We start from the raw sequence: 23764 nt of genomic DNA, 5'->3' as shown, positions 1-23764 counted from the left end.
GTTTTTCTAAACCAGCGTTGAAAGAAATTCACTTGCACCGCACATCATTCCGGTCCAATCAGCCGGACGTTCGCTCTCTAAATACGGCACTCCGAACAAGGTAGTTTTCATGGCCCGCGACACCACCGACCAGACCCCGCTTTCTTCGGTGGCCGAGCTTTCCAGCTACATGGCCGAGGGACCGCGACCGAAGGAAAAATTCCGGATCGGGACCGAGCACGAAAAGTTCGTCTTCTTCAAAGCCGATCATTCGCCCGTGCCCTATGCCGGTGAAGCCAGCATTTCCGCGCTGCTGAATGGCATGCAGGAACGGCTGGGCTGGGAGCCGATCACCGATGGCGGGAACATCATCGGGCTTGGCGAACAATCTGGCATGGGCGCGATCTCGATCGAGCCCGGCGGCCAGTTCGAGCTTTCGGGCGCGCCTCTGGAGACGCTGCACGAGGTGGCGACCGAGGCCGAGCAGCATATCGCTCTCGTCAAGGAGATTGCCGAGCCGATGGGCATCGGCTTCCTCGGCATTGGCGGCAGCCCCAAATGGACGCGCGAAGAAACGCCGCGCATGCCGAAATCCCGTTACGACATCATGACCCGCTTCATGCCGAAGGTCGGCAGCAAGGGTCTGGACATGATGTACCGCACCTGCACGATCCAGGTGAACCTCGACTTCTCGTCCGAGGAAGACATGGCCGCGAAGATGCGGGTGTCGATGAAGCTGCAGTCGATCGCGACCGCGCTGTTTGCGGCATCGCCGTTCACCGAGGGAAAGCCGAACGGACTATCCTCCTGGCGCGGCGACATCTGGCGCGACACCGACAACAGCCGCTCTGGCGTGCTGCCCTTCGTGTTCAACTCCGATTTCGGCTATGCCGATTATGCAGAGTGGGCGCTCGACGTGCCGATGTATTTCATCGTGCGCAACGGCAAGTATCACGACTGTACCAACATCACCTTCCGCCAGTTCATGGATGGCGTGCTGAAGGGCACGGTCGACGACTGGCAGCCGACGACGGGCGACTGGATCAACCATCTTTCCACACTGTTCCCGGACGTGCGGCTGAAGCGGTTCCTGGAAATGCGCGGTGCCGATGGCGGTCCGCTCGATCGCATCTCGGCGCTTCCCGCCTTCTGGGTGGGTCTGCTCTATGACGACACGGCGCTTGCGGATGCGCAGGAACTGACGAAGGACTGGACGTTCGAAGACGTCGTCCAGATGCGCGACACCGTTCCATCAAAGGGGCTTTCAGCAGAGATCCGTGGCGTGTCGGTTCTCGATATCGCCCGCGAGAGCGTGCTGATCTCCAAGGCCGGCCTTAAGGCCCGCGCGCGCAAGAATGCCGAGGGCGACGACGAGACGATTTTCCTTCGTCCGCTGGAAGAAATTCTGGTGAAGAAGGCAACGCTTGCCGACGAAATGCTGGCGCTGTTCAACGGGCGCTGGGAAGGCTCGGTCGAGCCGGCGTTCAAGGACTACGCTTACTGAGCAGGAGCATTCGCTGCTCCATAATCCGCTTTCAGGCTTTGCCTTTCCGGCTATAGTGGGTGTGTCACCCATGCCGGAAAGGATGCCCATGCTGCCATTGTTCGAGATGATGATGAAGGCCGGAGGGGGCCAGGGCGGCGGCGCATCCATGGAGGCCTTCGCCAAGCAGTTCAATCTTGCCCAGGAACAGGTTTCTGAAGCAATGGCGGCGTTGATGCCCGCCTTTTCCTCCGGCTTCAAGCGCAAGGCTGCAAACCCTTACGACCTCTCGGAGCTGATGAGCACCGTGTTTTCCGGCGCCTATGGCAAATATTTCGAGGATATGGGCAAGGCTTTCACGCCGCAGGGCACAGCCGACGGCAATGCCGTTCTGGAGAAGGTGTTCGGCTCAAAAGAGGTGTCCCGTGCAGTCGCCGCGCAGGTGGAGCAGTTTACCGGCATCGGCAAGGACATCATCGAGAAGATGATGCCTGGCATGGCCAATACGCTGATGGGCGGCTTCTTCAAACAGTTTACCGGGCAGATGGGCGCGCCTTTCGCGACCCAGTTTCCGGCCGGCGGCGATACGTTCGGCCCGGCGCTGGAGACGATGCAGAAGCAGTGGATGACCGCGATGGGTTTTGACAAGGCGGCACCGAATCCGGACGCGACGAGCAATCCCTTGGACAATCCCTTTGCACAGGCGATGCGGGCGATGTGGGGCCTGGAAAAGCCAGAGCAGCCGCAGCCTTCCGCCACCGCTCCGGGCGCTGCCCAAACCTATGCGGATCTCGTCAACCGGATGTTCGACAGCGGCGTCGAGGCGAATAAAGGCTACCAGAAGAGCCTGGAGACGATGTTCGACGGTTACTTCGGCACTGGAAAAGCGGCCAAGCCCTGAACGAAAAAGTCACTTGAACGAAAAAGCCCGGCGCGGATAAACCGGCCGGGCAAAGGCAGGGCTATTGGCAATCGCCCTGCGGGGAAACTTGAGGCTCGCTAGAGCCGCTTGAAGCGGTTGCGCGCATGCTCGCGGGCGGCACGCGTCAGAAGCCGCGACGGGTCATCCAGAACGCCCGAACGATCGAGCGCCTTCACCACATCGTGGCGGGTAATGCCGATATCTTCGAGCTGGTAATCATCGAGGTCGTGAAGGGAATTGGCCTCGAAGCGATTTCGAAGAGCGCGCCATACGGATTTCGTTCGAAGCATGATCTGCGCTGCAAAGCGGGTCTTCGCTGCTGCAGGGTAAAGCTTCAGTTCGGTTCCGTAGTTGGTCGTGCTCATCGGATCATCCTTTCGTAAGGCACGGAGAGGCTCACCCCTTCCACAACGGCTTTGCGGAAAGGTTGCCCTTTGTGAAGGCATCCGGGAGGAGGCCTTCGCTGGTTCTGATTTTGCATCGTGTTTATGCGGGAAAATCTATTGATCAGTCCAACGAATGTTTCTAATGATATGCATCAATCGCTCTTATGAATGACGTTCATCTGGAGGCCTGCATGTCCGCACCGCTCGACATCGATCAGCTACACACGTTCATCGCCATCATCGACACCGGCAGTTTCACCAAGGCGGCCGATCGGGTGTTCAAGACCCAGTCGGCGGTGTCCATGCAGATGCGCCGGCTGGAAGAACGGATCGGCAAGCAGCTGTTTGCCAAGGACGGGCGCGGCAACCGGGTGACGGCCGAGGGCGAAAAGCTGATGAATTACGCAAGGCGCATCATCAGACTCAATAACGAGGCGATCGCCGCCTTCGACGACAACCGCCTGGAAGGTTCGATCCGGATCGGTACGCCGGACGACTACGCCGACCGCTACATGCCCGAAATCATCGGACGGTTTGCGAAGACGCATCCCAATGTGGAGCTCTACATCGTCTGCGAACCCTCGGTCAGCCTTGCCGAGAAGATGGCGCGCGGAGAGCTGGATATCGCGCTCGTCACACACAACCCGCGTCAGCGGATCTCCGACGTGGTTCGCACCGAGCCTTTGTGCTGGGTGGGTTCGGCCAACCACACGCTGAAGGACGACGCGCCGGTGCCGCTTGCGGTCGGTCGGCGTGACTGCCTCTGGCGCCAGCTTTCCTGTTCGGCGCTGGATGCGTCAGGCCGCGAATATCAGGTCCTGTTTACGAGCTGGTCGTCGACCGTCGTTGCGGCGGCCGTGCTTGCCGGCATGGCTGTTTCCGTGCTGCCGGAATCGGCGCTGCGGCCCGGCATGAAGGTTCTGACGGCTGCCGACGGTTTTCCGCCGCTGCCACCCGTGCAGATCGGCCTGATGAAGCGGCCGGGGGTCTCACCGTCGCTGATGAACGCCATCACCGACCATATCACCGCCTGCCTCGACAATATCTCGCCGGCCGTGGTGCCTGAAGATCTCGATGCCGACACCAAGGCGTTTCCGCGCATGGTGCGGTCGCGCGGTTCGGTGATGCCCGGCTGGTAATGCAGAGGAAAAGCACCCCTGCCCTCAGTTGAGGGCAAGCCACACGGCCTGCCAGACCCAGAGCGCGCCCAGCGTGAAAAAGCCGAGCATAAACAGCGGCCGGCGGTAGCGCAGGCGGTTGCTGGTCACATGCACATAGGCATGGGCAAAGCGGGAGGCGACGAAGAGCCAGGAGAGCGCCACCGTGCCCCAGTTGTCTGCGGTTGACGCATAAAGCACCAGGCAGACGACGTGAAACAGCACCGGCAGTTCGAACTGGTTCTTGATGTTGTTGTGAACCAGCAGGCTTTCTGCCGGTTCCTGCAGGTTCTCGCGAAACTGCGCCGCCTCGACGCGGCCGGACCTGACGGCGGCAACGCGTTTCTTCGACAGCATCCAGTAGAGACAGAAGACGAGCGCGACATGCGCGATCATCGGCCAGAGCGTTGCATTGGTGGAAAGCATTGATCCTCCTGTCGTCATAAGAATGCATAGACGAAGCAAAGGCCGCCGACAACGGGCCGACGGCCCTCCTTACACAGACTTGGACTACCGCGGCGTCAGGGTTTCGGTGCCGGATCCGTCCTGGCCGGAAATCGTCCAGGCACCTTCCAGCACGCCATCATCGCGCACCTCATAGACGACGAGGCCAACTTCGCCATCCAGCACGTAGCCTGCGGCAAAAGCGTTCTCATAGAGCATGCAGATGCCGTTCGACGTGGCCTTCTTGCCCGAACCCGTCTTCCAGACGATGGCACAGGTCGTCTCGCTGGTCAGCTTGATGGTGGCGGTGCCGTCATAGGCGGATCCGTCGAGATTGGTGCCCTCAACCGTGTACGCGCCGGCCTTGACGGTCTGCGCCTGGGCAGGCGCAATGAAAGCGGCGCCCAGAAGCACCGCAGCAAGAACTGTTCTCTTCACGAAAGTCTCCCCTTAAGTCGATCTCTATCGACGACGAGAAGATATCAAAATTTGTGCTGGCGGATACTGGGGGCACGAAATAAAAAGGGCCGGGCTACTATGCCCGGCCCTGTTGTTTTGGACGTCGCTACGTTCAGGCGCCGGAGCCCGGATAGTTCGGGCTTTCGCGGGTGATCGTCACGTCATGCGGATGGCTTTCGCGCAGGCCAGCACCGGAGATGCGAACGAAGGTCGCCTTCTCCTGGAAGTCCTTGATGTCCTTGCCGCCGACATAGCCCATGGCAGCTTTCAGGCCGCCTGCGAGCTGATGGATGACGCCGGAAACCGGACCCTTGTAGGGCACCTGGCCTTCGATGCCTTCCGGCACCAGCTTCAGGGTGTCGCGGACTTCAGCCTGGAAGTAACGGTCGGCGGAACCGCGGGCCATGGCACCGACGGAACCCATGCCGCGATAGGCTTTGAACGAGCGGCCCTGGTAGAGATAGACTTCGCCGGGGCTTTCATCGGTGCCGGCGAGCAGCGAGCCGATCATAACGGCCGACGCGCCGGATGCGATCGCCTTGGCGACGTCGCCGGAGAACTTGATGCCGCCATCGGCAATGACCGGAATGTCCTGCGCCTGCGCTGCTTCGACCGCCGACATGATGGCGGCGAGCTGGGGAACGCCGACGCCGGCGACGATACGGGTGGTGCAGATCGAGCCCGGGCCGATACCGACCTTGACGGCGTCTGCGCCTGCATCGATCAGCGCCTTGGTGCCGCTTGCGGTGGCAACGTTGCCGGCCATGACGCGGACGTGGTTGGACAGCTTCTTGACGCGGGTGACGGCTTCGAGAACACGGGCCGAATGGCCGTGTGCGGTATCCACGACCAGAAGATCGACGCCCGCTTCGATCAGCCGCTCGGCACGCTCGAAACCATCTTCACCGACGCCGATCGCGGCAGCGGCGCGCAGGCGGCCCTGCATATCCTTGGAGGCGTTCGGGTTGAGCTGCGACTTTTCGATGTCCTTGACGGTGATGAGACCGACGCAGCGGCCTTCGCCATCGATGACGAGCAGCTTTTCGATGCGGTTGGTATGCAGCAGGCGCTTGGCCTCCTGCTGATCGACGTTTTCCTTGACGGTGATGAGACCCTGATGGGTCATCAGCTCGTGGATCTTCTGGGCCGGATCCGAGGCAAAGCGCACATCGCGGTTGGTCAGGATGCCGACCAGACGGCCCGAGGCTTCGACAACAGGAATGCCGGAAATGTGAAACGTCTTCATCAGGGCCAGCGCATCGGCGAGCGTCGCGTCGGGGCCGATCGTGACCGGATTGACGACCATGCCGCTTTCGAACTTCTTGACCTGGCGGACCTGTTCAGCCTGCTCGACCGGGGTCAGGTTCTTGTGGATGACGCCAAGACCACCGGCCTGCGCCATCGCGATGGCGAGACGGCTTTCGGTGACGGTGTCCATCGCCGACGAGATGATCGGAATGTTCAGCTCGAAATCAGTGGCAATGCGCGTGGCGACGCTGGTCTGGCCCGGCAGGACTTCGGAATGCCCCGGCTGCAGCAGCACGTCATCGAATGTGAGGGCGTCGAGACCGGTCGGCGTTTCTATAATACGAGCCATTGCCAATTCCTTCGATCTTAAAAATGCGGGACCGCTCAGGACCGTGAATACGTCCCGACGTTCCGGCAACAATTGCTTGGAAGTTGGCGAGGGCTGGTAACACGATAATGACAGGAAGGGAACATTTAAAACCCGGAGGCAGGCCCTCCGGGTTTGCATAGCTGTGAATTTCCCGCGTCAATATTCGTCAGATATCGAACTGGTAGCTCTTCGGCACGAAGCGGTAGCCGGTTTCCTGCTTTTCGGCGTAGCCGACGGCCGGGAACGGCATGTGGTAGCCGAGGAAGGCGACCTTGTCGGTGGCGATCATATCGAACACGCGCTTGCGGGTTGCGGCCGCCTTTGCCTTGTCCATGTCGAACTTGACCTCCCAGTCCGGGCGCTGCAGCGACAGGACGAAGTGGTTGGCGGTATCGGCCGTGAGGATCAGGCGCTTGCCCTGCGATTCCACGTTGAAGATCATCATGCCGGGCGTATGGCCGGGCGCGAGCATGCCGGTGATGCCGGGTGCGACGTCGTCGCCCTCTCCGATGAAGGTCATCTTGTCTGCCAGAGGCTTCACATTGGCGAGCACGGACTTCTGATTGCCTTCAGCGGGCGTTCCGGCGCGGGCGCCGTCGACCCAGAAATCATATTCCGTCTGACCGGTGATATAGGTCGCCTTGGGGAAGGCCGGCTTGCCGTCTTCCATCAGGCCGCCGATATGGTCGCCGTGGAGATGGGTCAGGACCACTTTCGTGACATCGCCCGGCATATAGCCGGCAGACGCCATGCCTTCGACCAGACGGCCGGCACCCATGGCATGACCCGACTGGCCGAAGCCCGTATCGAACAGGATGACGTCGCTGCCGGTATCAATGAGCGTCGGGGAAAAGCCGTTGACGAACTGATCGGTCGGCAGAAAGTTGTCTGCGAGAAGCGCGCTGACGGTCTCGGCCGACTGGTTGGTTCCAAACGTCTCGTTCGGAGTGCCGGAGGCGCGGGAGCCATCCTTCACCACGAGAACATCGAAGCTACCGAGCTTGAATTTATGAATGTCGGGAGGGGTTACGCGATCGATTGCCAATTTCTTCTCCTGTGCCAGCGCTTTGCTGCTCATCAGCGCCTGGCCACTCCATATAGCCGGCGCCGCGAGGACGGCCAGTCCGGCACTTCCCAGCAGCGTGCGGCGTTCCATGCCCTTTGGTTCGTCCTTGAACGTCATGATCTCATCCCTCCGTTTGAAAGCTTTCGGGGGTGCACCGAAAATGCCCAAGCCCCGCACACGAATAGATAACAGGCGACAGGCAAAGGGAAACAAGCCTCACGCAGACGTGACATGGTCTCCCGGAAATTGACATTGTGCAATTGGCTTCATGCCGGAACAGGTCTAGAGCGGGGACGTTGAAGTGCGTCGCGTATCGCAGGCCCTCCCCATGAACCGCATCATTCCGCTTATTCTGGCCGTCGCTCTGTTCATGGAGCAGATGGATTCGACCGTCATCGCCACCGCACTTCCCACCATCGCCGCCGATCTCGGGGTCAGCCCGATCACGCTGAAACTGGCGCTGACATCCTACATGGTGGCGCTTGCAATGTTCATTCCGCTGAGTGGCTGGATGTCCGACAAATTCGGGGCAAAGAAGATCTTTCGCCTGGCGATCTGCGTCTTCATCGTGGGCTCGATCCTCTGCGCAATCTCCGAGTCACTGCTGCAGTTCGTGATGTCGCGCTTCCTGCAGGGCATGGGCGGGGCAATGATGACGCCGGTCGGCCGTCTGGTGCTACTGCGAACGACGAAGCGCAGCGAACTTGTTTCCGCCATGGCGCTTCTGACGATTCCGGCGCTGGTCGGGCCTTTGACCGCGCCGCCGATCGGCGGTTTCATCACCACCTATTTTTCCTGGCACTGGATCTTCATCATCAACGTGCCGATCGGCATCGCCGGCGTGATCCTGACCGGCATCTACCTGCCGCACGTGCCGCCGGTGGAGACGCCTCGAATGGACTGGTTCGGCTTTCTGCTGACCTCGGTCGCGGCATCCGGCGTCGTCTTCGGCCTTTCGGTAATCGGCCTGCCGGCGCTGCCGCCGGTCGTCGGCATCACGGCCACGTTTGCCGGCTTTGCCGCCTGCATTCTCTATTATTTCCATGCCAAGCGGCATCCGTTTCCGGTGCTGAACCTCACGATCTTCAACGACCGGGCTTTCCGTGCCTCCACCACCGGCGGCACGATGTTTCGCATCGCGACCGGGGCGATCCCCTTCCTGATGCCGCTGATGCTGCAGCTGGGTTTCGGCCTCAATCCGTTTCAGTCCGGCCTCATCACCTTCGCCGGTGCGATCGGTGCGCTGACGGTTAAGTTCCTTGCAAGGCGGGTGTTTGCGATGACAGGCTTTCGAACCGCGCTGATCTTTGCCGGCATCCTTGGCGCAGCATCGACGGCGGTCAACGGGTTCTTCACGCCGGACACACCCCATATCGTGATCATCGGCGCGCTGCTCGCGGCAGGATTATTCCGCTCCCTGTTTTTCACAGGTGCCAATGCGCTCGGCTATTCGGAGATTACGGACCAGCAGGCGAGCCAGGCGACTTCCATGGCCTCATTCCTGCAACAGGTGAGCCTGGCACTCGGCGTCGCGTTTGCAGCCTTCATTCTGGAGATGTCGTCGACATTTTCCGGCAGCCAGCTGGCGCTCGCGGATTTCCATCTCGCGTTCTTTATCGTCGCCGCTGTTTCGGTGTTTGCGGTGATCCCAATCCTCAAGCTCGACCCGATGACCGGCGCCGACGTATCGGGACACCGGCGCGGAGTGCGCGTCGGACAGGTAGAGCCGACACCGGGAGCCGGCGAGTAAACTCAGTCCCGGCCGAAGCCCTCGTCGCCCGCCTGTTCCCGCGGATCATCCTGTGCTTCGTCCGCTGCATCATCGCCGGGATGGTCGCCGCCCGCTTCGTTGGCGAGCCTGTGGGCCTGACCTTTGAAGTGTTTTGCAAGCAGGAACATTTCCACCGATTCCTGGCGCGACGAGCCGGGCTTGATGTGGATGACCTGCTTGAAATTCTTCTTCAGCATGTCGAGAAGGTCCTTCTCGGTGCCGCCCTGGAAGGTCTTCGCCAGGAAATGTCCGCCCTCGCCCAGAACCGAGACGGCAAAATGCGCGGCGACTTCACACAGATGCATGGTGCGCAGGTGGTCGGTGCGGTGGTGACCGGTGGTCGGTGCCGCCATATCGGACAGGACGACATCCGGCGTGCCGCCGATCGCTTCCATCAGCTGGCGCGGCGCGTCGTCATCGAGGAAGTCGAGCTGCAGGATCTTGACGCCGGCAAGCGGCGCCATTTCAAGAAAATCGATCGCCGCGACGCGCATATCGTCATCGCTGGATTCGGTGACCTTGGCGGCGATCTGCGACCAGCTGCCGGGGGCTGCACCCAGATCGATGATGCGGCGCGCGCCCTTGAGCAACTGGTGCTTCTCGTCGATCTCCAGAAGCTTGAACGCCGCCCGAGCGCGATAACCCTCGAGTTTGGCGCGCTGGACATAGGGATCGTTGATATGGCGCTCCAGCCAGCGGCGTGAAGACGCCTTCAGCTTGCCCTTCTTGACCTTCTGGCCAAGCTTGCGACCGGTGCGGTTGCCGCCAACGGATGGTTTCGTCATTGCTTGCGTCCCGTTTCCTGCGTCTGCCCGTGGCCTGAATTATTCGTCTGATGGTGGCCCTGGCCTGAACCGTTGCCTGACCCCTGGCCGAACCTTCGTCCCCTGCCGCGGCGCCAGACACCGTCATCAGCCATCATATCCGTCAAAAGACCTTCGCGCAGCCCGCGATCGGCAACCCGCATGCGCTGGCTCGGCCAGCGGCGGCGGATCGCTTCGAGGATGGCGCAGCCGGCAAGAACCAGATCGGCCCTGTCAGGACCGATGCAGGCATTGGCGGCACGGCCGGCGAAATCCCATGAGAGGAGCTTTGCCTGCATGGCGGAAACCTCGGAATCCGACAGCCAGAGACCATCGACCTTGCGGCGATCGTAGCGTGGCAGATCGAGATGGACGCCGGCAAGCGTGGTGACCGTGCCGGATGTGCCGATCAGATGAAAGTCCTCGGCACCCTGCTGGTGCGGGGAACCGATCGGCGGGCAATCGAACTTCGACAGCATGCCCTCGACCTCATCGACCATGCCGGCAAAGACGGCCGGCGTGACATCACGGCCGCCATGGCGTTCCGACAGCGTCACGACGCCGACCGGCAGCGAGGTCCAGTGGGTAATGTGGTTGGCGAGCCGCGACGAGCGGCTGTCGCCGATGCGGATGACCGCGATTTCAGACGAACCGCCGCCGATATCAAACAGCACGACGGAGCGGGCCTCGCGACCGACCAGCGACGAGCAGCCGGACACGGCAAGCCGCGCCTCGGTTTCGCGATCGATGATTTCGAGCTCGAGCCCGGTTTCCTCAGTGACCCGCGCCAGAAATGCCTCGCCGTTTTCGGCAGCGCGGCAGGCTTCGGTGGCAATCAGCCGCATGCGGCGGATCGGCCGGTGCGCAAGTTTCGACGCGCACACGCGCAAGGCATCGACGGCGCGATCCATCGCTTCCGTCGACAGGCGACCGCTTGCAGCCAGCCCCTCGCCCAGACGGACAATGCGCGAAAACGCGTCGATGACCCGGAACTGGCCCGGCCGCGTCGGCTGGGCGATCAGGAGACGGCAATTGTTGGTGCCGAGATCAAGGGCTGCATAGAGTTCGTCGCGGAAGCCTGCGAACTTGTCGGCGCCGGGAGAACCATGGATTTCATGCCCGAGCGCCGCATAACCGGCGTGGCCTGCGGCCGAAACCGTCTTGGCGGTGACCAGCGGTCCCTGCTTGGCCTGCGTCAGCGGCCGACCCTGCGGGCCCCGACCGGCACGCTTCTTCTTGCGGCTCTGATTGCGATCCTGCTGCGGGCCCTGCTGGCGCGGCTGCTTTCCGGCCGGCTTGGCGTCACCGCGCAAGCCTTCGCCCGCCGGCGCATCGGCGCCAGATAGGCGATCGCCACCATCCACGGATGGGTTTGGCGCATGTGCAGAATTCTCCGTGACCGCGGGGCGCGAACGGGAGCGACGGCGCTTGCGCTTGCGCGGATGCGGTGAGCCCGGCTCTGGCCGCCCGCCGTCGGATGTGCCACCATCCGGTTTCATGCCGTGCGGGCGTCCGGCCTGGCCGGCCTTTTCAGCCGGGTTTGCGTGCGCCATCGACGCCGCGTCACGGTCTTTGCCGTTTCGCTTCGCCTTGCGGCGCCGGGAGTTCTTGACATCCCTGCGCAGTTCCGCCGACGCCCCGCCTTCCGGCGGCTTTCCGCCGCTATCGGGGTTCATCACTTTATAAGTCCATCTCGCCGCGCAACACTTTGGAGCATGCAGCTGGCGTCTGATCGTTTCGTTGACCTGAAGATAACAGCCTCAGGCGCATTCGCCAACGGCTTTTTAGGGCGCGGCAAGCAGGACCAAAAATGATGTCGATTTTTTTCACAAAGGGTATTTGCAAGCGCCAAGTGTTTGGTTATAAGCGCCGCACACCGATGAGCCACAAGGCTTTTCCTGCTGGGGAATAGTTCAACGGTAGAACGACGGACTCTGACTCCGTTAATCTTGGTTCGAATCCAGGTTCCCCAGCCAATTCTCCCCGACAACAATCGCGGTCGTTGCAAAACTCTCAGCGCCAATGGTGTCGCGTTTGGTTGCGCGTCATTTCTCGGTATTACTTCGCAGCTTCAACTCGTCCACGCGACGACTGCCCGAGAGACCGTCCGGCAATTGGGAACAATGTCCTAGCGCAACTTCGAAAAGAGCCTATTGCCAGCAAACTCCGTGAGCAGTTCAACCGGTCATGACCCGAGCAGATCTCACTGTCGATAATCCGAATTTGCCGCGCATGGAACAAGCCCCCATGTACGGGTATCTACGTACCAAATCGAGACGATTTGAGTGTTTGATATAGCGCTTTTCTTAATAGGCAGATGCTAATTCAGAAGGTCTGAATCTAGGGTACAGCATTGCCGTTCGTCCACCTTATCCGTCAAGAGACTTCGAGACTGCGTGTGTTTGCAGGGACACTGCTTGGTACAGCTCTTTGCGTTGTCGCCGCAGTATTGGCCGACTCGTTTAATTTCGCGGAGATGTCGCAGGATCATTTTCGTCGCGCACTCGCGACAGACATCCTGCTCCCGACCCTGATCGGCGGGCCTTTCTTTTACTTTCTGTTGGAGAAGATCCGGCAACTCGCCGTGGCCAAGGTGGAGCTGCAGCGGCTTGCTTCGACAGACAGTCTTACCGCCGTGCTTAGCCGCGGTGCATTCGAAATGCTGGTCGAAGCCTATCTGGAAAGAGCGCGGGCGGGATCGCTTCCGCAAACGGGATCGTTTCTGATCGTCGATGCGGATCATTTCAAAGCAATCAATGACAGTCACGGGCATCAGGCGGGTGACCAGGCCCTGAAGTTGATTGCTGGGGCGATCAAGGAAATTCTGTCGCCGGCAGATCTTGTCGGACGCGTCGGCGGCGAAGAATTCGCCGTCTTCCTGCCGGCTGTTGTGGATGACACGGCGTCGCGCACGGCCGAACTGATAAGACAGAGGATCCGCGCACTGCCCTTCCCCAGGGACGTTGGCGAAGGGCTGCTGTCGGTCAGCATCGGCGGGGCCACCTTCCGCGAAAACACCAGTTACGAAGAACTGTTCAAGACGGCAGATCGCCGTCTGTACGAGGCAAAGGCGTCAGGCCGCAACCTTGTGAGAATGTCAATTTAAACGCCGTCCCAACTTTATCCCGAAAAGACATTACGACTGAGATATTACATGAAAACCAATGAGGAAATCCGTCTCGCCGCTTTGCACTCCCTGAAATTGCTCGATACGCCAGCAAGTGAGAGCTTCGACCGTATCACGCGCATGGCGAGCCAGATATTCGACCTGCCGATCGCGGCCATATCGCTAACCGATTCCGACAGGCAGTGGTTCAAGGCGCGTGTCGGGGTGGAGCACCAGTCTATTCCACGAGACAAGGCGCCCTGTGCGGCAGTGGCCGAGAGTACCGAACTTCTCGTCGTTCCGGACCTGTCCAAGGATGCGCACTACCACGACAGTGTCCTTGCAAAGACAGGCGTGCGTTTTTACGCGGGAGCACCGCTCACGACGCGCGAGGGGCATTGTCTCGGCGCCTTGTGTGTCCTTGGAGCCGAGCCGCGTGAGACCACCGAAAACGAGATTGCCAGTCTCCAGGACCTTGCGGCAATGGTGATGGCCCAGATCGAACTGCAACATGCGTATGGCAGGATCGAGCCGGTCAGCGGGCTTCCCAATCGTACCCAGTTTTCCGAGGACGTGAGCGACCTTCTCAGAGGACCGGCCTGGCGGACGGCCTATACCGGTGTCCTGATCGACCTTGCCGAGACGCGGCAGCTTGACGACCTTTCCCGCGTGATGGGAACAGCCGAAATCGATGCGAAAGTGCGCGATGCCGCACAGCGGCTCAGAGCCATCGTTGGCGGCAAAACCACACTTTATCACGTCTCTACGACGCAGTTTGCGTTCATAAGGGACAGGAATATCGCAGGTCTCGACTGCATGGTTTACCTCAGACAGCTGCTGGGTGACCTGGACGACGAGTCGGACCTCAGATTTCTGATGACGCCGGCAATCGGCGTCGCGCCGCTCAAACCCGACACCACGCCGTCGGATTTCCTGCGTGCCATGAGCAGCGCAGCGCAGGACGCTCGTCTGACAGCGACACATGTCGCGGTCTTTTCACAGGCCAGTGACGATCGCTACCAGCGGAGTTTCCGTCTGCTGCAGGATTTCGACAACGCCCTTCAAGGCAGCGATCAGCTATCGATCGTGTTCCAGCCGCGTGTCAGTTTGCCGGATGGCCATTGCGTCGGAGCAGAAGTCCTCCTGCGCTGGCTCCATCCGGAACTGGGAGCCATCTCCCCCGGCGAATTCGCTCCCATCATCGAGCAGTCTCCACATATAGGCAAGATGACCGCGTGGGTTCTGGATGCCGCTCTGCGCGAAGCCGGCAACCTGAAATCCAGGGGGGTAATCGTTCCGGTATCGGTCAATATCTCGGCGGCAAACCTCGATGAACCGGACTTTGTTCAACGGGTGCAACTGTCCCTCTTGAGACATGGTATCCGGCCGGCGATGCTGGAGCTGGAGGTCACCGAAAGCGCGATCATGAAGGACGCGGCAAACGCGCTGGCGAAGTTGCAGGCGCTTTCCGATGGCGGGGTCCGACTATCGATCGACGACTTCGGCACGGGCTACAGCAGCCTGTCCTATCTCCAGACCTTGCCGACCACCGTGGTCAAGATCGATCAATCCTTTATCCGCAGCATGGATGATGGCTTTCGCGAAACCAATCTCGTCAGATCGATGATCCAGCTGTCGCACGACCTGGGCTACCAGGTCGTGGCGGAAGGGGTGGAGACGACCGAGGCGGCCGAGGCTTTGAGCAAGATGGGTTGTGATGAAGCGCAGGGGTATCTTTTTGCAAAGCCGCTGTCTCCAGCCGCATTCGAAGAATGGTTCTTCGAGAGAAAAATGGAACACCAGATCGCATGCTGATCCGATAGGCTGCCGGCACGAGAAACACAGGATCTCGGATTTCTAACGCGCATCGTGTTTCAAGCGTGTCGGCTCTACCGGAAGCTAGATCAAGGTCGATGATTTCAAGACGCTGAAACTGTTGTCATGGTGCAATGCTATGACGCCTTCATGTTCCAGGGCGTAGAGCGCGTTCAGAAGTTCGTTTCTTGAATATCCGGTGGTCGCGGGCGTGTTCGCGATCGTCCCGAACTTGACCTGCGATGGCGGCCTGACCCGCAACCGTCTTAAAACATCCGTCACGGCATTGACGACTTCGATACGTGATTTCACGATAGCGGGCCTCCGGAGAACGGTCATCCCATAATCCGTTCTGTCTTCAACAACACCGGAGGGCTGACTTTGATCCATCAAAAAGACATATCGTGAGCACGCGCCCTCTCCCGCATGCGCCTGGTCTACGCTTTCAAGCGGGCATAGCGCCGACGCTATCAACGTCCGCGGTCAGTCCTGGAATGGATGACACGGACGAATTCCTGCGGATACGCAACCCGCCGCTCCAACCCTGTGAGGGAAGCCGTAACCGGGCTGGAGCACAGGCAAAACGGGACAGACTTGAGAGCAATATCAACAACGCTGTCTTTGACATCCTTGCCGGTCAATGGAAGTTTCTCGACTTGACCTTGAGCGTGTCGATGTGGAGATCCGGGATATAGATGTCGCGCGTCGGGATGACAGGCTTCGGATTGTCGCGGGGATCAGGCCCGCTGCCATGTTTGGCTCCGTCGCCACGGCCGTACGGCAAGGGGAAGTCGCCGCCAAGCTCGCCGAGACTGGAGAGATCGCCGGAAAAGTCGAACAGGCGCTGGGCGACCAGATGCACGACCTCGCCTTCGCGCTGTATCCTGCCATGGATCGCCATCATCGAAGCCGACATGACGATCCGGCGCTGTTTCTCGAATAGCGAGGGCCAGACGACGGCATTGACGACGCCCGTCTCATCTTCGAGCGTCAGGAACATCACGCCTTTGGCGCTACCAGGCTTCTGACGCACGAGGACGAGGCCCGCCGTCCAGAGCCAGCGGCCGTCGCGCTCACCCATCGCTTCGGCGCAGGTGACGATCCGCTTTTTCTTCAGTTCCGGACGCAGGAAAGACACAGGATGCGACCTCAAGCTGAGGCCCGTATGGGAATAGTCCTCAACGACCTCCCTGCCCTCTTTCATCGACTTGAGCGACACGTCGGGTTCCTGCATCTCGGCAACGACCCTTGCTTCACGCTTTGCGGCTGCCGCCCATAGTTCCAGCGGCTCGTCGCGCAGCGCCTTGATGTCCCAGAGCGCTTGACGCCGTTCCAGCTTCAACGACGGTAGGAAGGCATCGGCCTCTGCCAGCTTGACCAGCGACGCTGTCGGCACGCCGGATCGCCGCCACATGTCGTCGGCACTCTCGAAAGGCTGGTCAACACGGGCAAGAACAATTCTGGCAGCATTATTCAGCGGCAGCCCCTTCACCATGCGCATACCGAGACGAACCGCAAAGCGGCCGGGCCTTCCGGTCTCCTCCATCGTGCAGTCCCAGCGAGACCGATTGACACAGACGGGCCGGACCTCCACCCCGTGGTTGCGGGCATCGGTGACGATCTGGGCAACGCTATAGAACCCCATGGGCTGGGAGTTGAGGAGAGCGGCGCAGAAGATATCCGGATGATGGCACTTCATCCAGGAACTGGCATAGGCGATGAGGGCGAACGAAGCTGCATGGCTTTCCGGAAAGCCATAGGAGCCGAAGCCTTCCAGCTGGCTGAACGTCCGCTCCGCGAAGTCTTGAGAATAGCCGTTCTTGACCATGCCCGTGACGAGCTTCTCCTTGAACCTCGACACGCCGCCCGTAAACTTGAAGGTCGCCATGGCCCGACGCAGCTGGTCCGCCTCGCCTGCACTGAAACCCGCACAGACCATGGCAACCTTCATGGCGCTCTCCTGGAAGAGCGGGACGCCGAGCGTCTTGCCAAGCACCGCCTCGAGCTCCGGCGTCGGATACTCCACCTTCTCCTTGCCCTCCCGCCGACGCAGATAGGGATGCACCATGTCGCCTTGGATCGGGCCAGGGCGGACGATGGCGACCTGAACCACGAGATCATAGAAGGTGCGTGGCTTGAGCCTTGGCAGCATCGCCATCTGGGCGCGGCTTTCGATCTGGAAGGTACCAAGCGTATCCGCCTTGCGGATCATCGCGTAGGTCTTCGGATCCTCCTGCGGAACGTCTGCCAGACCCATCGCTTCGTTCTTGTACTCCGCCAGCAGCTCAAAGGAGCGGGCCATGCAGGACAGCATGCCAAGCGCCAGCACATCCACCTTCATGAACTTCAACGCGTCGATATCGTCCTTGTCCCATTCCACCACCTGGCGGTCATCCATGGCGGCGGGCTCTATGGGGACAAGATCATCCAGCCTGTCCTGCGTCAGCACGAAGCCGCCGGGATGCTGTCCCAAATGGCGCGGCGCTCCCATGAGTTGCGAGGCAAGGTCGAGCGCCAGACGCAGCCGGTAGTCGGACGCGTTCATGTTGTTTTCCCTGAGCTGCTTTTCGCCGATGCCATCCTTCGACCAGCCCCAGACGCCGGAGGTCAGTTGACCGATCAGGTCTTCGGGCAGGCCGAGCGCCTTGCCCACATCGCGCAGCGCACCCTTGGTTCGGTAGCGGGTGACGGTGGAGCAGAGGGCGGAGCGCGAGCGACCATAGGTCTCGTATATCCACTGGATGACCTCCTCGCGCCGGTTATGCTCGAAGTCGACGTCGATATCCGGCGGCTCGTTACGCTCCATCGAAACGAAGCGCTCGAACAGGAGGTCTCCTGTTTCCGGGTTGATGCTGGTGATCCCGAGGCAATAGCAGACGGCGGAGTTGGCAGCTGACCCTCTGCCCTGACAGAGGATGTTCCTGGAGCGTGCAAAGCGGACGATGGAAAAGACGGTGAGGAAATACGCAGCGTAGTTCATCTTCCGGATCAGGTCGAGTTCGTGCAGGATTGCCTTGCGGACCTTGTCGGGAATGCCTTCTGGATAACGCTCCGCCGCACCTTCCCAGGCGAACTTGGCCAGCGACTGCTGGGCGTCGAGCCCTGGCACAATTGCCTCTTCAGGATACTGGTACTGCAACTCGCTCATGTCGAAACGGCAACGCTCGACGATCTCGCGACTTCTTGCGAGAGCTTCGGGATAGTCGACAAACAAGCGGTGCATCTCCTCCGGCGCCTTGAGGAAGCGGTCAGCATGCCGCTCCCGGTCAAAGCCGACGCTGTCGATGGTGGTGCGGTTGCGGATGCAGGTGACGATGTCCTGAAGCTGTCGGCGGCCGGGCTCGTGGAAGAGCACATCGTTGGTCACCACCGTCTTCACCTTGTGACGCTGCGCCAAGTTCGACAGATCATGCAACCGCAGCCGGTCGTTCGGACGCCGCCGCAGGCAGAGCGAAACATAGGCGCGGTCACCAAAGACTGCGGCCACCTTGCGGAGCTGACCCGCATAGACATCGTCCGCCTCATCCGGAATGAGGATCGCGATGAGGCCCTCGCTATAGGCCTCGACATCAGCAAGGTCGAGAACGCACTTGGCCTTTCCGCCCCGGCTTTTGCCAAGCGTCAGCAGCCGGGTGAGCCTGGAATAGGCGAGCCGGTCCGTCGGGTAGACGAGCAGCGACATGCCATCCGTGAGGTCGAGATGGCAGCCGACCACCAGGCGCACCCCGGTTGTCTTTGCCGCCTCCCAGGCCCGGACAATGCCGGCAAGCGAGTTGCGGTCGACGACACCAAGGGCGTCGATGCCCAGTGCGGCGGCCGTGGCAAACAGCTCTTCCGCGGAGCTTGCACCGCGCAGGAACGAGAAATGCGTGGTCACCTGGAGTTCGGCATAGCGCATAGTTCAAACCTTACCCGAAGATGCCGTGGAGGAACCATTTGTGTGACCCCGTGCCTGCATCGACGCCGTCGCCGGCGCGGAAGACCCACAGCCGATCGCCGTGCTCGTCCTCGACCACGAAGTAATCGCGCACCGCCTGCATTTCGCGCGGCCGGAGCCACCATTCGCCGAAGATGCGCTCGGGCCCATCGGCACGAACGATGCGGCGGCGCTTGCCGCGCCAGGTAACGACGACTGGCGGCTGGTCGGGCAGGACAGCCATGGTTTCGATTTCTTCGGGATAAGCGAGCAGCCGTGACGGCCGCGGCCACCTGGCTGCCCACTCGGCACCCGTCTCGACGGCCGTCGGTCCGATCCGCCGGAGAGATCGTTCCGGAACGTCGGAGGCGACCGGCGTGATGCGGTAAAGGCGCTGGCCCCGGTTGCCGAGAATATCGACAAGCGGCGTCACATCCACCACCGCCTCTTCCACCAGCGCGTTTGCGACCTGCTTTATTTCCAGCGGCTCGGCCATGACCGCCACCAGCACCATCCGCTCGATGCCGAAACCCGGGTCGATCTTCTCGATACGGTCGCAGAGAAGCTTTGTCAGGCGGGCAGGATCACGCACGGGCTTGGCAAGTCCTGCTCGAAGACACTGGCGTGTGTTGTCGACGCGATGGATGATCAGATCGGAGCGCCGGACGCCCAGCCCCCGCTCCTCCAGCTTTGCGGTCAGTTGCGCCACCAGCCGGCGGACGTATTTTGCAATCGTATCGGGCGCACCGATGGGCTCCTGGAAATTGCGCGCCACCTCGACCAGATCCGGCGTGCGCAACGGCTCGATGGGTTCTGCAAGACGGCCGAAGAGCTGATCGAGACGGCGTCCGACCTCTGGACCAAATCGTAGTGTCAACGGCGCACGCGGCAGTGCCGACAGCTCTCCTACGGTGTCGATACCCAGGATGCGCAATGCCTGGATCGTATCTGCCGCAAGCCGCAGACAGTGGATTGGAAGTCCGATCACGGCCTTGGTGACATCACCGCGCGGCACCACCGTCGTTTCGTTCGTCGTCAGTCGCGCCAGTGCATGCGCCGCACCCCAGGTATCGGCGACAGCGGCACGCGCCGTCAGGCCCTTGCCCCGCAGACCGTTGACAACGCCGGAAATCAGCAGCTCTTCACCACCCTGAAGGTGATCGGCACCTTCGGTATCCATGACGATGCCATCCGTTCCATCCACGGCAACGACGGGGCTGTATTGACGAAGCGCCCATAGCGCCAGGCGCTCGACGGCTGCGGCGTCGGCAACGGGATCGGCGTCCACCATATGAAGGTTGCCAATCATCGCCTGTGCCTTGCTGGCAGTCATGCCGACTTTGAGGCCCAGCTTGCGGGCAGCCGTATCGGCTGCCGATATCCAGCGTTTCGAGCCGCTGCGCGAGACCACGACCAGCGGCTGGTCAACCGACACGGCTTCCTCGCCATGCCGACGTATCCGATCCGTTGCTAGATAGGGGAAGTAAACAGACACGACCCTCGGCATCGCAGGCTCCTAACTCAAACTCGGCACATTGCCCCGCCTTTACCCGCATCAATTCCGCCAGCCACCTCGCCCGTCCCACGCCGGCGACAGGAAGCGGCTCGGACGGCAGGGTGCTGATCCTCCAGCGTGTTGTGGACGCCGTCGGCTGACCGTAGTCGGAGGCCTCCGTCTGCCGTCGCCAGCGCCGGACGACCAGGCCGAGCGTCCCCGTCTTCTCGGCAGCCAGTTGAAGACGCCGCGACGCGGTCATCGGCAGCCTCACCAGTTCCCCGACGACGGCCGCCAATCCCCCGAAGGACAGCCCCTCTTCCATCGAGGCAAGCACGTCCTCCTCCTTATCGGCTTCGCAATAGATGACGCGGTCGGGGTGAAGCCCGGCCTGCGACAGCGCCGGCGCAAAGAGATCCGGCCGGGTCAGGCACCAGAGAACCTTTCCCTTGGCCCGGGCCGCAATACCTGCCGCAAACAGGGCGGCCGCGGCACCGTCGATTGTACCCGCCCCGCCGCCTGCAATTTCATGCAAGGCGCCATAGGCAAGCCCCCCGCCCGGTAATCGCTCGTCGACGTCAGGCACCCCGAAGGGCAGCACAAGCGCCTTGCGCGACACGCTGCCTTCCAGATGCGCAATCCGGTCTCTCAGTTCCTCGACAAGCCTTGAGGCAGGGGCATGCGACATCGTTCACGGCCCTCCTCAAGGTTCGCGTTGCACAGGACTTCATGTCCCAAAGAATGTTGGTGTTCTGTTTCTGTTCCGCCGCGACAGAAGAGTCAAGCGGGGTCAGAACGGGATAACTCTCGGCATTTTAGCGCCGGTGAAGATTCATCGTTCTGAATCAGCTTTGTAGGCGGCTTGAAAGGCTCGATGGAGTGCTTGAGATTTTTTGCATGTTCTTGATCTTAGCTGGGGCGACACGAAAACCGTGAGAACTTTCCGTTCTCAACTCGCCAATCTGCATATCAAGAATGTAACAGAGTGGCTCGGCGATGTGTGGCAGAGCCAAAGAGGATGAACCCTCGCGCTCATGCGGGACTATGGCCGTCTGCGGCCAGCCGCCCACGAGCCGCCGCCCTTTGGCTCTTTCCCATTCCCGCAGACACCAAGGAGCCCAACGCTACCATCTGCGCTATCGCCGAGGAACTCGACGTTGGATTTGCAGGCGTTCAATGTCAGACGTTTTTTATAGGAGACCAGTGAAGGCTTGCCGCATCAGGTGGCGTCTTCTCCACTGCGAGAGAATGCGGGAGGCAGGCAAGGTTGCCCGTCGCCCGCCGTGCCACCGTCCTCAGTGGATCGCGGTGCTGACGATCCGGTAGGGGTGTTCAGCTTCATATTCGACCATGATCTGGACGGCCTGTTCGAGAACCTGTTCGGCTTCCTCGACGTGATCGCGTGCAAGCTGGTCGGCGTTGATGAAGATCGCTTCGGCCATGTTGCCGGAGATTGCGGCGAACTGGCGGTTTCCTTCGACGAGAGCTTCTCTGGCAGCGCCTTCAAGCGCGTGCGCCATGGTGATCAGCGCGTCTTCGCGCTCCTCGATCGTCAGGTCCCGGATTGTCTTTGTCATCTGCTGCATCGTGCCACCCACCTTAATAGTCGTTGTGACGATATCGGTCCCGATAGGGCCCCGTTCACAGCGAAATGGGCATGTTGGCGCCATATTTCAAGGTTCAGGCCCGCACGGGCTCGTCCTTGTGGACGGCATCGCGGGGCACGAACAGGCAAGCGGGCACGATCAGGACGGCAAATAGGAGCATGGTCAGGAAGGTCGCGTGCAGGCCGTCCTGCAGCGCAAGGCGAACCGCTTCGGCATCGCCACTCACGAGACCGGTTCCGTTCAGGAGAGCACGCAGCTGGTCGGTCGTGATCGCCTGTCCGCTGGTCGTATGGACCAGGCCCCAGCTCAGCACCGCCCCGAGGATCGCGGCGCCGAGCGTGCTGCCGAGGTTGCGGGAAAAGACGTTCGACGCCGTGGCGCTGCCGCGCTGTGACGCTGTCACGCTTCCCTGGGTGAGGATCAGTGCGCCGATATTGAGAAGGCCCATGCCGAAGCCCATGACCAGCGAGCCCGCACCGGCAAGCACCGCCGAACTGGACGGCGTCAGCAGGGTAAGCAGGAAGGTTCCCGAGGGCACCAGCACTGCGCCGACCAGCATGATCGGCCGCAATCCAAAACGCATGAATTGCCGCGATGCGATGGTTGCACCACAGGGCCATCCGAGCAGAAGCATCGTCAGCGCAAAACCTGCCACCAGCGGCGACTGGTTGAGCACGGTCTGCACATACATGGGCAGGAAGGTGGTGAGCCCCATGATCGCCATGGAGGCGAAGAAGACAGAGATGTTGGCGGCCGCAATCGGCCGGTAGAGCCAGAGATCCGGCGCGACCATCGGTTCTTCGACGCGGCGCTCCTGCCAGATGAACAGCGCAAGCGACACGGCGAACAGGACGAAGGAGACGATCGCGGACGTCGACAATCCGGTCTCGGAGACCGTGAGGCCAATCATCAGCGCCGAGATGGAGACGGCAAACAGCACGGCGCCCAGGATATCGATCGAGACCGTCCGGGTGTGCTTTTCCTCGTGGTAGAACAGGATGAAGGCTGCGGCAGCGGCAAGGCCGACCGGCACGTTGATCCAGAAGATCCAGGCCCAGGGCAGGTTATGGATGATGACGCTGCCGAGCAGCGGGCCAACCACGGCCGAGAGCGCCCAGACGCTGGCCAGATAGCCCTGAACCTTTCCACGCTGGCTGCCCGGAAAGAGATCGGCCACCACCGTCATGGCGACGGGCTGAATGGCGCCAGCGCCGATGCCCTGGAGCAGTCTGAAGGCAATCATGGACGGCATCGACCAGGCAAATCCGCAGAGGATGGAGGCGACCAGGAAGACGGCGATGCCAGCCAGCACGATCGGCTTTCGCCCGTAGATATCGGAAAGCTTGCCGAAGACCACGGTCAGCGCCGTCTGCGACAGAAGGAAAGCGGAAAACACCCAGCTGTAGAGATTGAGCTGCCCGAGCTGGGCTGCGATCTGCGGCATGGCGGTGGAGACGATGGTCGCTTCGATGGCGATCATCGCCATGCTTGCCATGATCGCGGCTACGACGAGCCCGCGATGTGAGACTTTTTCAGACATGAATGAATCCGAAGCCCCGACGGAGGGCGCGACAAGAGAGAAATTCGGCGGTCGCGGCAGGATATTGCGTCTGCAAAGCGTGCATCTGCAAGTTCTGGTGGCCGTCAGTGCGTCATCGACTTAGGAGCGCAAACTTGGTTGCGTCAAGCTATATTTGATTTAGATCAAGTTCCACAAGCGATCCTCACCCCTTGGAT

19 protein-coding genes and 1 tRNA gene are annotated in these 23764 nt (G+C 61.1%); 7 read left to right on the top strand and 13 right to left on the bottom strand.

All coding sequences use genetic code 11. The annotated features are described in order from the left end of the window. The first annotated feature begins 109 nt into the window (after positions 1 to 109). Positions 110 to 1483, top strand: a complete 1374-nt coding sequence (locus tag ACQY1P_RS08325) for a glutamate--cysteine ligase (RefSeq protein WP_430256035.1) — start codon at positions 110 to 112, stop codon at positions 1481 to 1483. An 88-nt stretch (positions 1484 to 1571) separates the two neighbouring features. Continuing rightward, complete coding sequence (locus tag ACQY1P_RS08320; RefSeq protein ID WP_430256033.1) at positions 1572 to 2363, top strand: DUF937 domain-containing protein; 792 nt, start codon at positions 1572 to 1574, stop codon at positions 2361 to 2363. Between the two features lie 98 nt (positions 2364 to 2461). Here the strand turns inward: ACQY1P_RS08320 and ACQY1P_RS08315 are convergent, their stop codons facing one another. Further along, positions 2462 to 2749 (bottom strand): DUF1127 domain-containing protein, encoded by a 288-nt coding sequence (locus tag ACQY1P_RS08315; RefSeq protein ID WP_062579265.1) that lies wholly within the window; start codon positions 2747 to 2749, stop codon positions 2462 to 2464. Between the two features lie 212 nt (positions 2750 to 2961). Here ACQY1P_RS08315 and ACQY1P_RS08310 point away from each other — a divergent pair, with 212 nt between their 5' ends. Then, positions 2962 to 3909 (top strand): LysR substrate-binding domain-containing protein, encoded by a 948-nt coding sequence (locus ACQY1P_RS08310; RefSeq protein ID WP_430256031.1) that lies wholly within the window; start codon positions 2962 to 2964, stop codon positions 3907 to 3909. Between the two features lie 24 nt (positions 3910 to 3933). On the opposite strand, the gene ACQY1P_RS08305 is transcribed toward ACQY1P_RS08310, so the two are convergent. The 4 genes from ACQY1P_RS08305 to ACQY1P_RS08290 form a co-directional block, all read right to left on the bottom strand. Further along, complete coding sequence (locus tag ACQY1P_RS08305; protein ID WP_113167801.1) at positions 3934 to 4353, bottom strand: MAPEG family protein; 420 nt, start codon at positions 4351 to 4353, stop codon at positions 3934 to 3936. Positions 4354 to 4437: 84 nt separating this feature from the next. Further along, entirely contained in the window at positions 4438 to 4809 is a 372-nt protein-coding gene (locus tag ACQY1P_RS08300; RefSeq protein WP_062453741.1) for a hypothetical protein, read from the bottom strand. A 133-nt stretch (positions 4810 to 4942) separates the two neighbouring features. Then, on the bottom strand, positions 4943 to 6427 hold the full coding sequence (gene guaB, locus ACQY1P_RS08295) for an IMP dehydrogenase (protein ID WP_062579261.1): 1485 nt from the start codon (positions 6425 to 6427) through the stop codon (positions 4943 to 4945). 187 nt (positions 6428 to 6614) lie between these two features. Continuing rightward, positions 6615 to 7631 (bottom strand): MBL fold metallo-hydrolase, encoded by a 1017-nt coding sequence (locus ACQY1P_RS08290; protein WP_425503192.1) that lies wholly within the window; start codon positions 7629 to 7631, stop codon positions 6615 to 6617. Positions 7632 to 7842: 211 nt separating this feature from the next. Here ACQY1P_RS08290 and ACQY1P_RS08285 point away from each other — a divergent pair, with 211 nt between their 5' ends. Continuing rightward, a complete protein-coding gene (locus ACQY1P_RS08285; RefSeq protein WP_430256029.1) occupies positions 7843 to 9264 on the top strand; it encodes an MFS transporter in 1422 nt (473 codons plus the stop codon). Positions 9265 to 9266: 2 nt separating this feature from the next. On the opposite strand, the gene ACQY1P_RS08280 is transcribed toward ACQY1P_RS08285, so the two are convergent. Further along, positions 9267 to 10070: an RlmE family RNA methyltransferase gene (locus tag ACQY1P_RS08280; RefSeq protein WP_430256027.1), complete on the bottom strand. Its 804-nt coding sequence runs from the start codon at positions 10068 to 10070 to the stop codon at positions 9267 to 9269. Then, positions 10067 to 11767, bottom strand: coding sequence for a Ppx/GppA phosphatase family protein (locus ACQY1P_RS08275; RefSeq protein ID WP_430256025.1), 1701 nt, complete (start codon positions 11765 to 11767; stop codon positions 10067 to 10069). The genes ACQY1P_RS08280 and ACQY1P_RS08275 overlap by 4 nt, the downstream gene beginning before the upstream one ends. Before the next feature lie 223 nt (positions 11768 to 11990). Here ACQY1P_RS08275 and ACQY1P_RS08270 point away from each other — a divergent pair. The 3 genes from ACQY1P_RS08270 (at position 11991) to ACQY1P_RS08260 (ending at position 15009) form a co-directional block, all read left to right on the top strand. Continuing rightward, positions 11991 to 12064 (top strand) — tRNA-Gln (locus ACQY1P_RS08270). Positions 12065 to 12537: 473 nt separating this feature from the next. Beyond that, entirely contained in the window at positions 12538 to 13194 is a 657-nt protein-coding gene (locus ACQY1P_RS08265) for a GGDEF domain-containing protein (RefSeq protein WP_430256023.1), read from the top strand. Between the two features lie 48 nt (positions 13195 to 13242). Continuing rightward, a complete protein-coding gene (locus ACQY1P_RS08260; protein WP_092661266.1) occupies positions 13243 to 15009 on the top strand; it encodes a putative bifunctional diguanylate cyclase/phosphodiesterase in 1767 nt (588 codons plus the stop codon). An 84-nt stretch (positions 15010 to 15093) separates the two neighbouring features. Here ACQY1P_RS08260 and ACQY1P_RS08255 read toward each other — a convergent pair whose 3' ends face one another. The 6 genes from ACQY1P_RS08255 to ACQY1P_RS08230 form a co-directional block, all read right to left on the bottom strand. Further along, on the bottom strand, positions 15094 to 15399 hold the full coding sequence (locus ACQY1P_RS08255; protein WP_062453746.1) for a hypothetical protein: 306 nt from the start codon (positions 15397 to 15399) through the stop codon (positions 15094 to 15096). Between the two features lie 247 nt (positions 15400 to 15646). Next, positions 15647 to 18907, bottom strand: coding sequence for an error-prone DNA polymerase (locus ACQY1P_RS08250; RefSeq protein ID WP_430256020.1), 3261 nt, complete (start codon positions 18905 to 18907; stop codon positions 15647 to 15649). A gap of 10 nt (positions 18908 to 18917) precedes the next feature. Further along, positions 18918 to 20432 carry a Y-family DNA polymerase gene (locus ACQY1P_RS08245; RefSeq protein WP_430256018.1) on the bottom strand — a complete coding sequence of 505 codons (1515 nt, stop codon included), beginning with the start codon at positions 20430 to 20432 and terminating at the stop codon, positions 18918 to 18920. Beyond that, positions 20350 to 21108 carry an ImuA family protein gene (locus tag ACQY1P_RS08240; RefSeq protein ID WP_113166244.1) on the bottom strand — a complete coding sequence of 253 codons (759 nt, stop codon included), beginning with the start codon at positions 21106 to 21108 and terminating at the stop codon, positions 20350 to 20352. Before ACQY1P_RS08240 ends, ACQY1P_RS08245 begins: the two co-directional genes overlap by 83 nt. A gap of 607 nt (positions 21109 to 21715) precedes the next feature. Beyond that, positions 21716 to 22006, bottom strand: a complete 291-nt coding sequence (locus ACQY1P_RS08235; RefSeq protein WP_062579170.1) for a hypothetical protein — start codon at positions 22004 to 22006, stop codon at positions 21716 to 21718. Positions 22007 to 22100: 94 nt separating this feature from the next. Then, on the bottom strand, positions 22101 to 23567 hold the full coding sequence (locus ACQY1P_RS08230) for an MDR family MFS transporter (RefSeq protein ID WP_430256016.1): 1467 nt from the start codon (positions 23565 to 23567) through the stop codon (positions 22101 to 22103). Positions 23568 to 23764: the final 197 nt, after the last annotated feature.

This window comes from Neorhizobium sp. DAR64872/K0K18 (assembly GCF_050500175.1).
Taxonomy (GTDB): Bacteria; Pseudomonadota; Alphaproteobacteria; order Rhizobiales; family Rhizobiaceae; genus Neorhizobium; species Neorhizobium soli.
Note: the sequence above shows the minus strand (reverse complement) of the source record. Positions and strands in the feature narration are given on the sequence as shown.

Coding starts and splice junctions, on each gene's coding strand:
- ACQY1P_RS08325 (WP_430256035.1), top strand. CDS start 110: ATGGCCCGCGACACCACCGACCAGACCCCGCTTTCTTCGGTGGCCGAG.
- ACQY1P_RS08320 (WP_430256033.1), top strand. CDS start 1,572: ATGCTGCCATTGTTCGAGATGATGATGAAGGCCGGAGGGGGCCAGGGC.
- ACQY1P_RS08315 (WP_062579265.1), bottom strand. CDS start 2,749: ATGAGCACGACCAACTACGGAACCGAACTGAAGCTTTACCCTGCAGCA.
- ACQY1P_RS08310 (WP_430256031.1), top strand. CDS start 2,962: ATGTCCGCACCGCTCGACATCGATCAGCTACACACGTTCATCGCCATC.
- ACQY1P_RS08305 (WP_113167801.1), bottom strand. CDS start 4,353: ATGCTTTCCACCAATGCAACGCTCTGGCCGATGATCGCGCATGTCGCG.
- guaB (WP_062579261.1), bottom strand. CDS start 6,427: ATGGCTCGTATTATAGAAACGCCGACCGGTCTCGACGCCCTCACATTC.
- ACQY1P_RS08290 (WP_425503192.1), bottom strand. CDS start 7,631: ATGACGTTCAAGGACGAACCAAAGGGCATGGAACGCCGCACGCTGCTG.
- ACQY1P_RS08285 (WP_430256029.1), top strand. CDS start 7,843: ATGAACCGCATCATTCCGCTTATTCTGGCCGTCGCTCTGTTCATGGAG.
- ACQY1P_RS08280 (WP_430256027.1), bottom strand. CDS start 10,070: ATGACGAAACCATCCGTTGGCGGCAACCGCACCGGTCGCAAGCTTGGC.
- ACQY1P_RS08260 (WP_092661266.1), top strand. CDS start 13,243: ATGAAAACCAATGAGGAAATCCGTCTCGCCGCTTTGCACTCCCTGAAA.
- ACQY1P_RS08255 (WP_062453746.1), bottom strand. CDS start 15,399: ATGGATCAAAGTCAGCCCTCCGGTGTTGTTGAAGACAGAACGGATTAT.
- ACQY1P_RS08250 (WP_430256020.1), bottom strand. CDS start 18,907: ATGCGCTATGCCGAACTCCAGGTGACCACGCATTTCTCGTTCCTGCGC.
- ACQY1P_RS08245 (WP_430256018.1), bottom strand. CDS start 20,432: ATGCCGAGGGTCGTGTCTGTTTACTTCCCCTATCTAGCAACGGATCGG.
- ACQY1P_RS08240 (WP_113166244.1), bottom strand. CDS start 21,108: ATGTCGCATGCCCCTGCCTCAAGGCTTGTCGAGGAACTGAGAGACCGG.
- ACQY1P_RS08235 (WP_062579170.1), bottom strand. CDS start 22,006: ATGCAGCAGATGACAAAGACAATCCGGGACCTGACGATCGAGGAGCGC.
- ACQY1P_RS08230 (WP_430256016.1), bottom strand. CDS start 23,567: ATGTCTGAAAAAGTCTCACATCGCGGGCTCGTCGTAGCCGCGATCATG.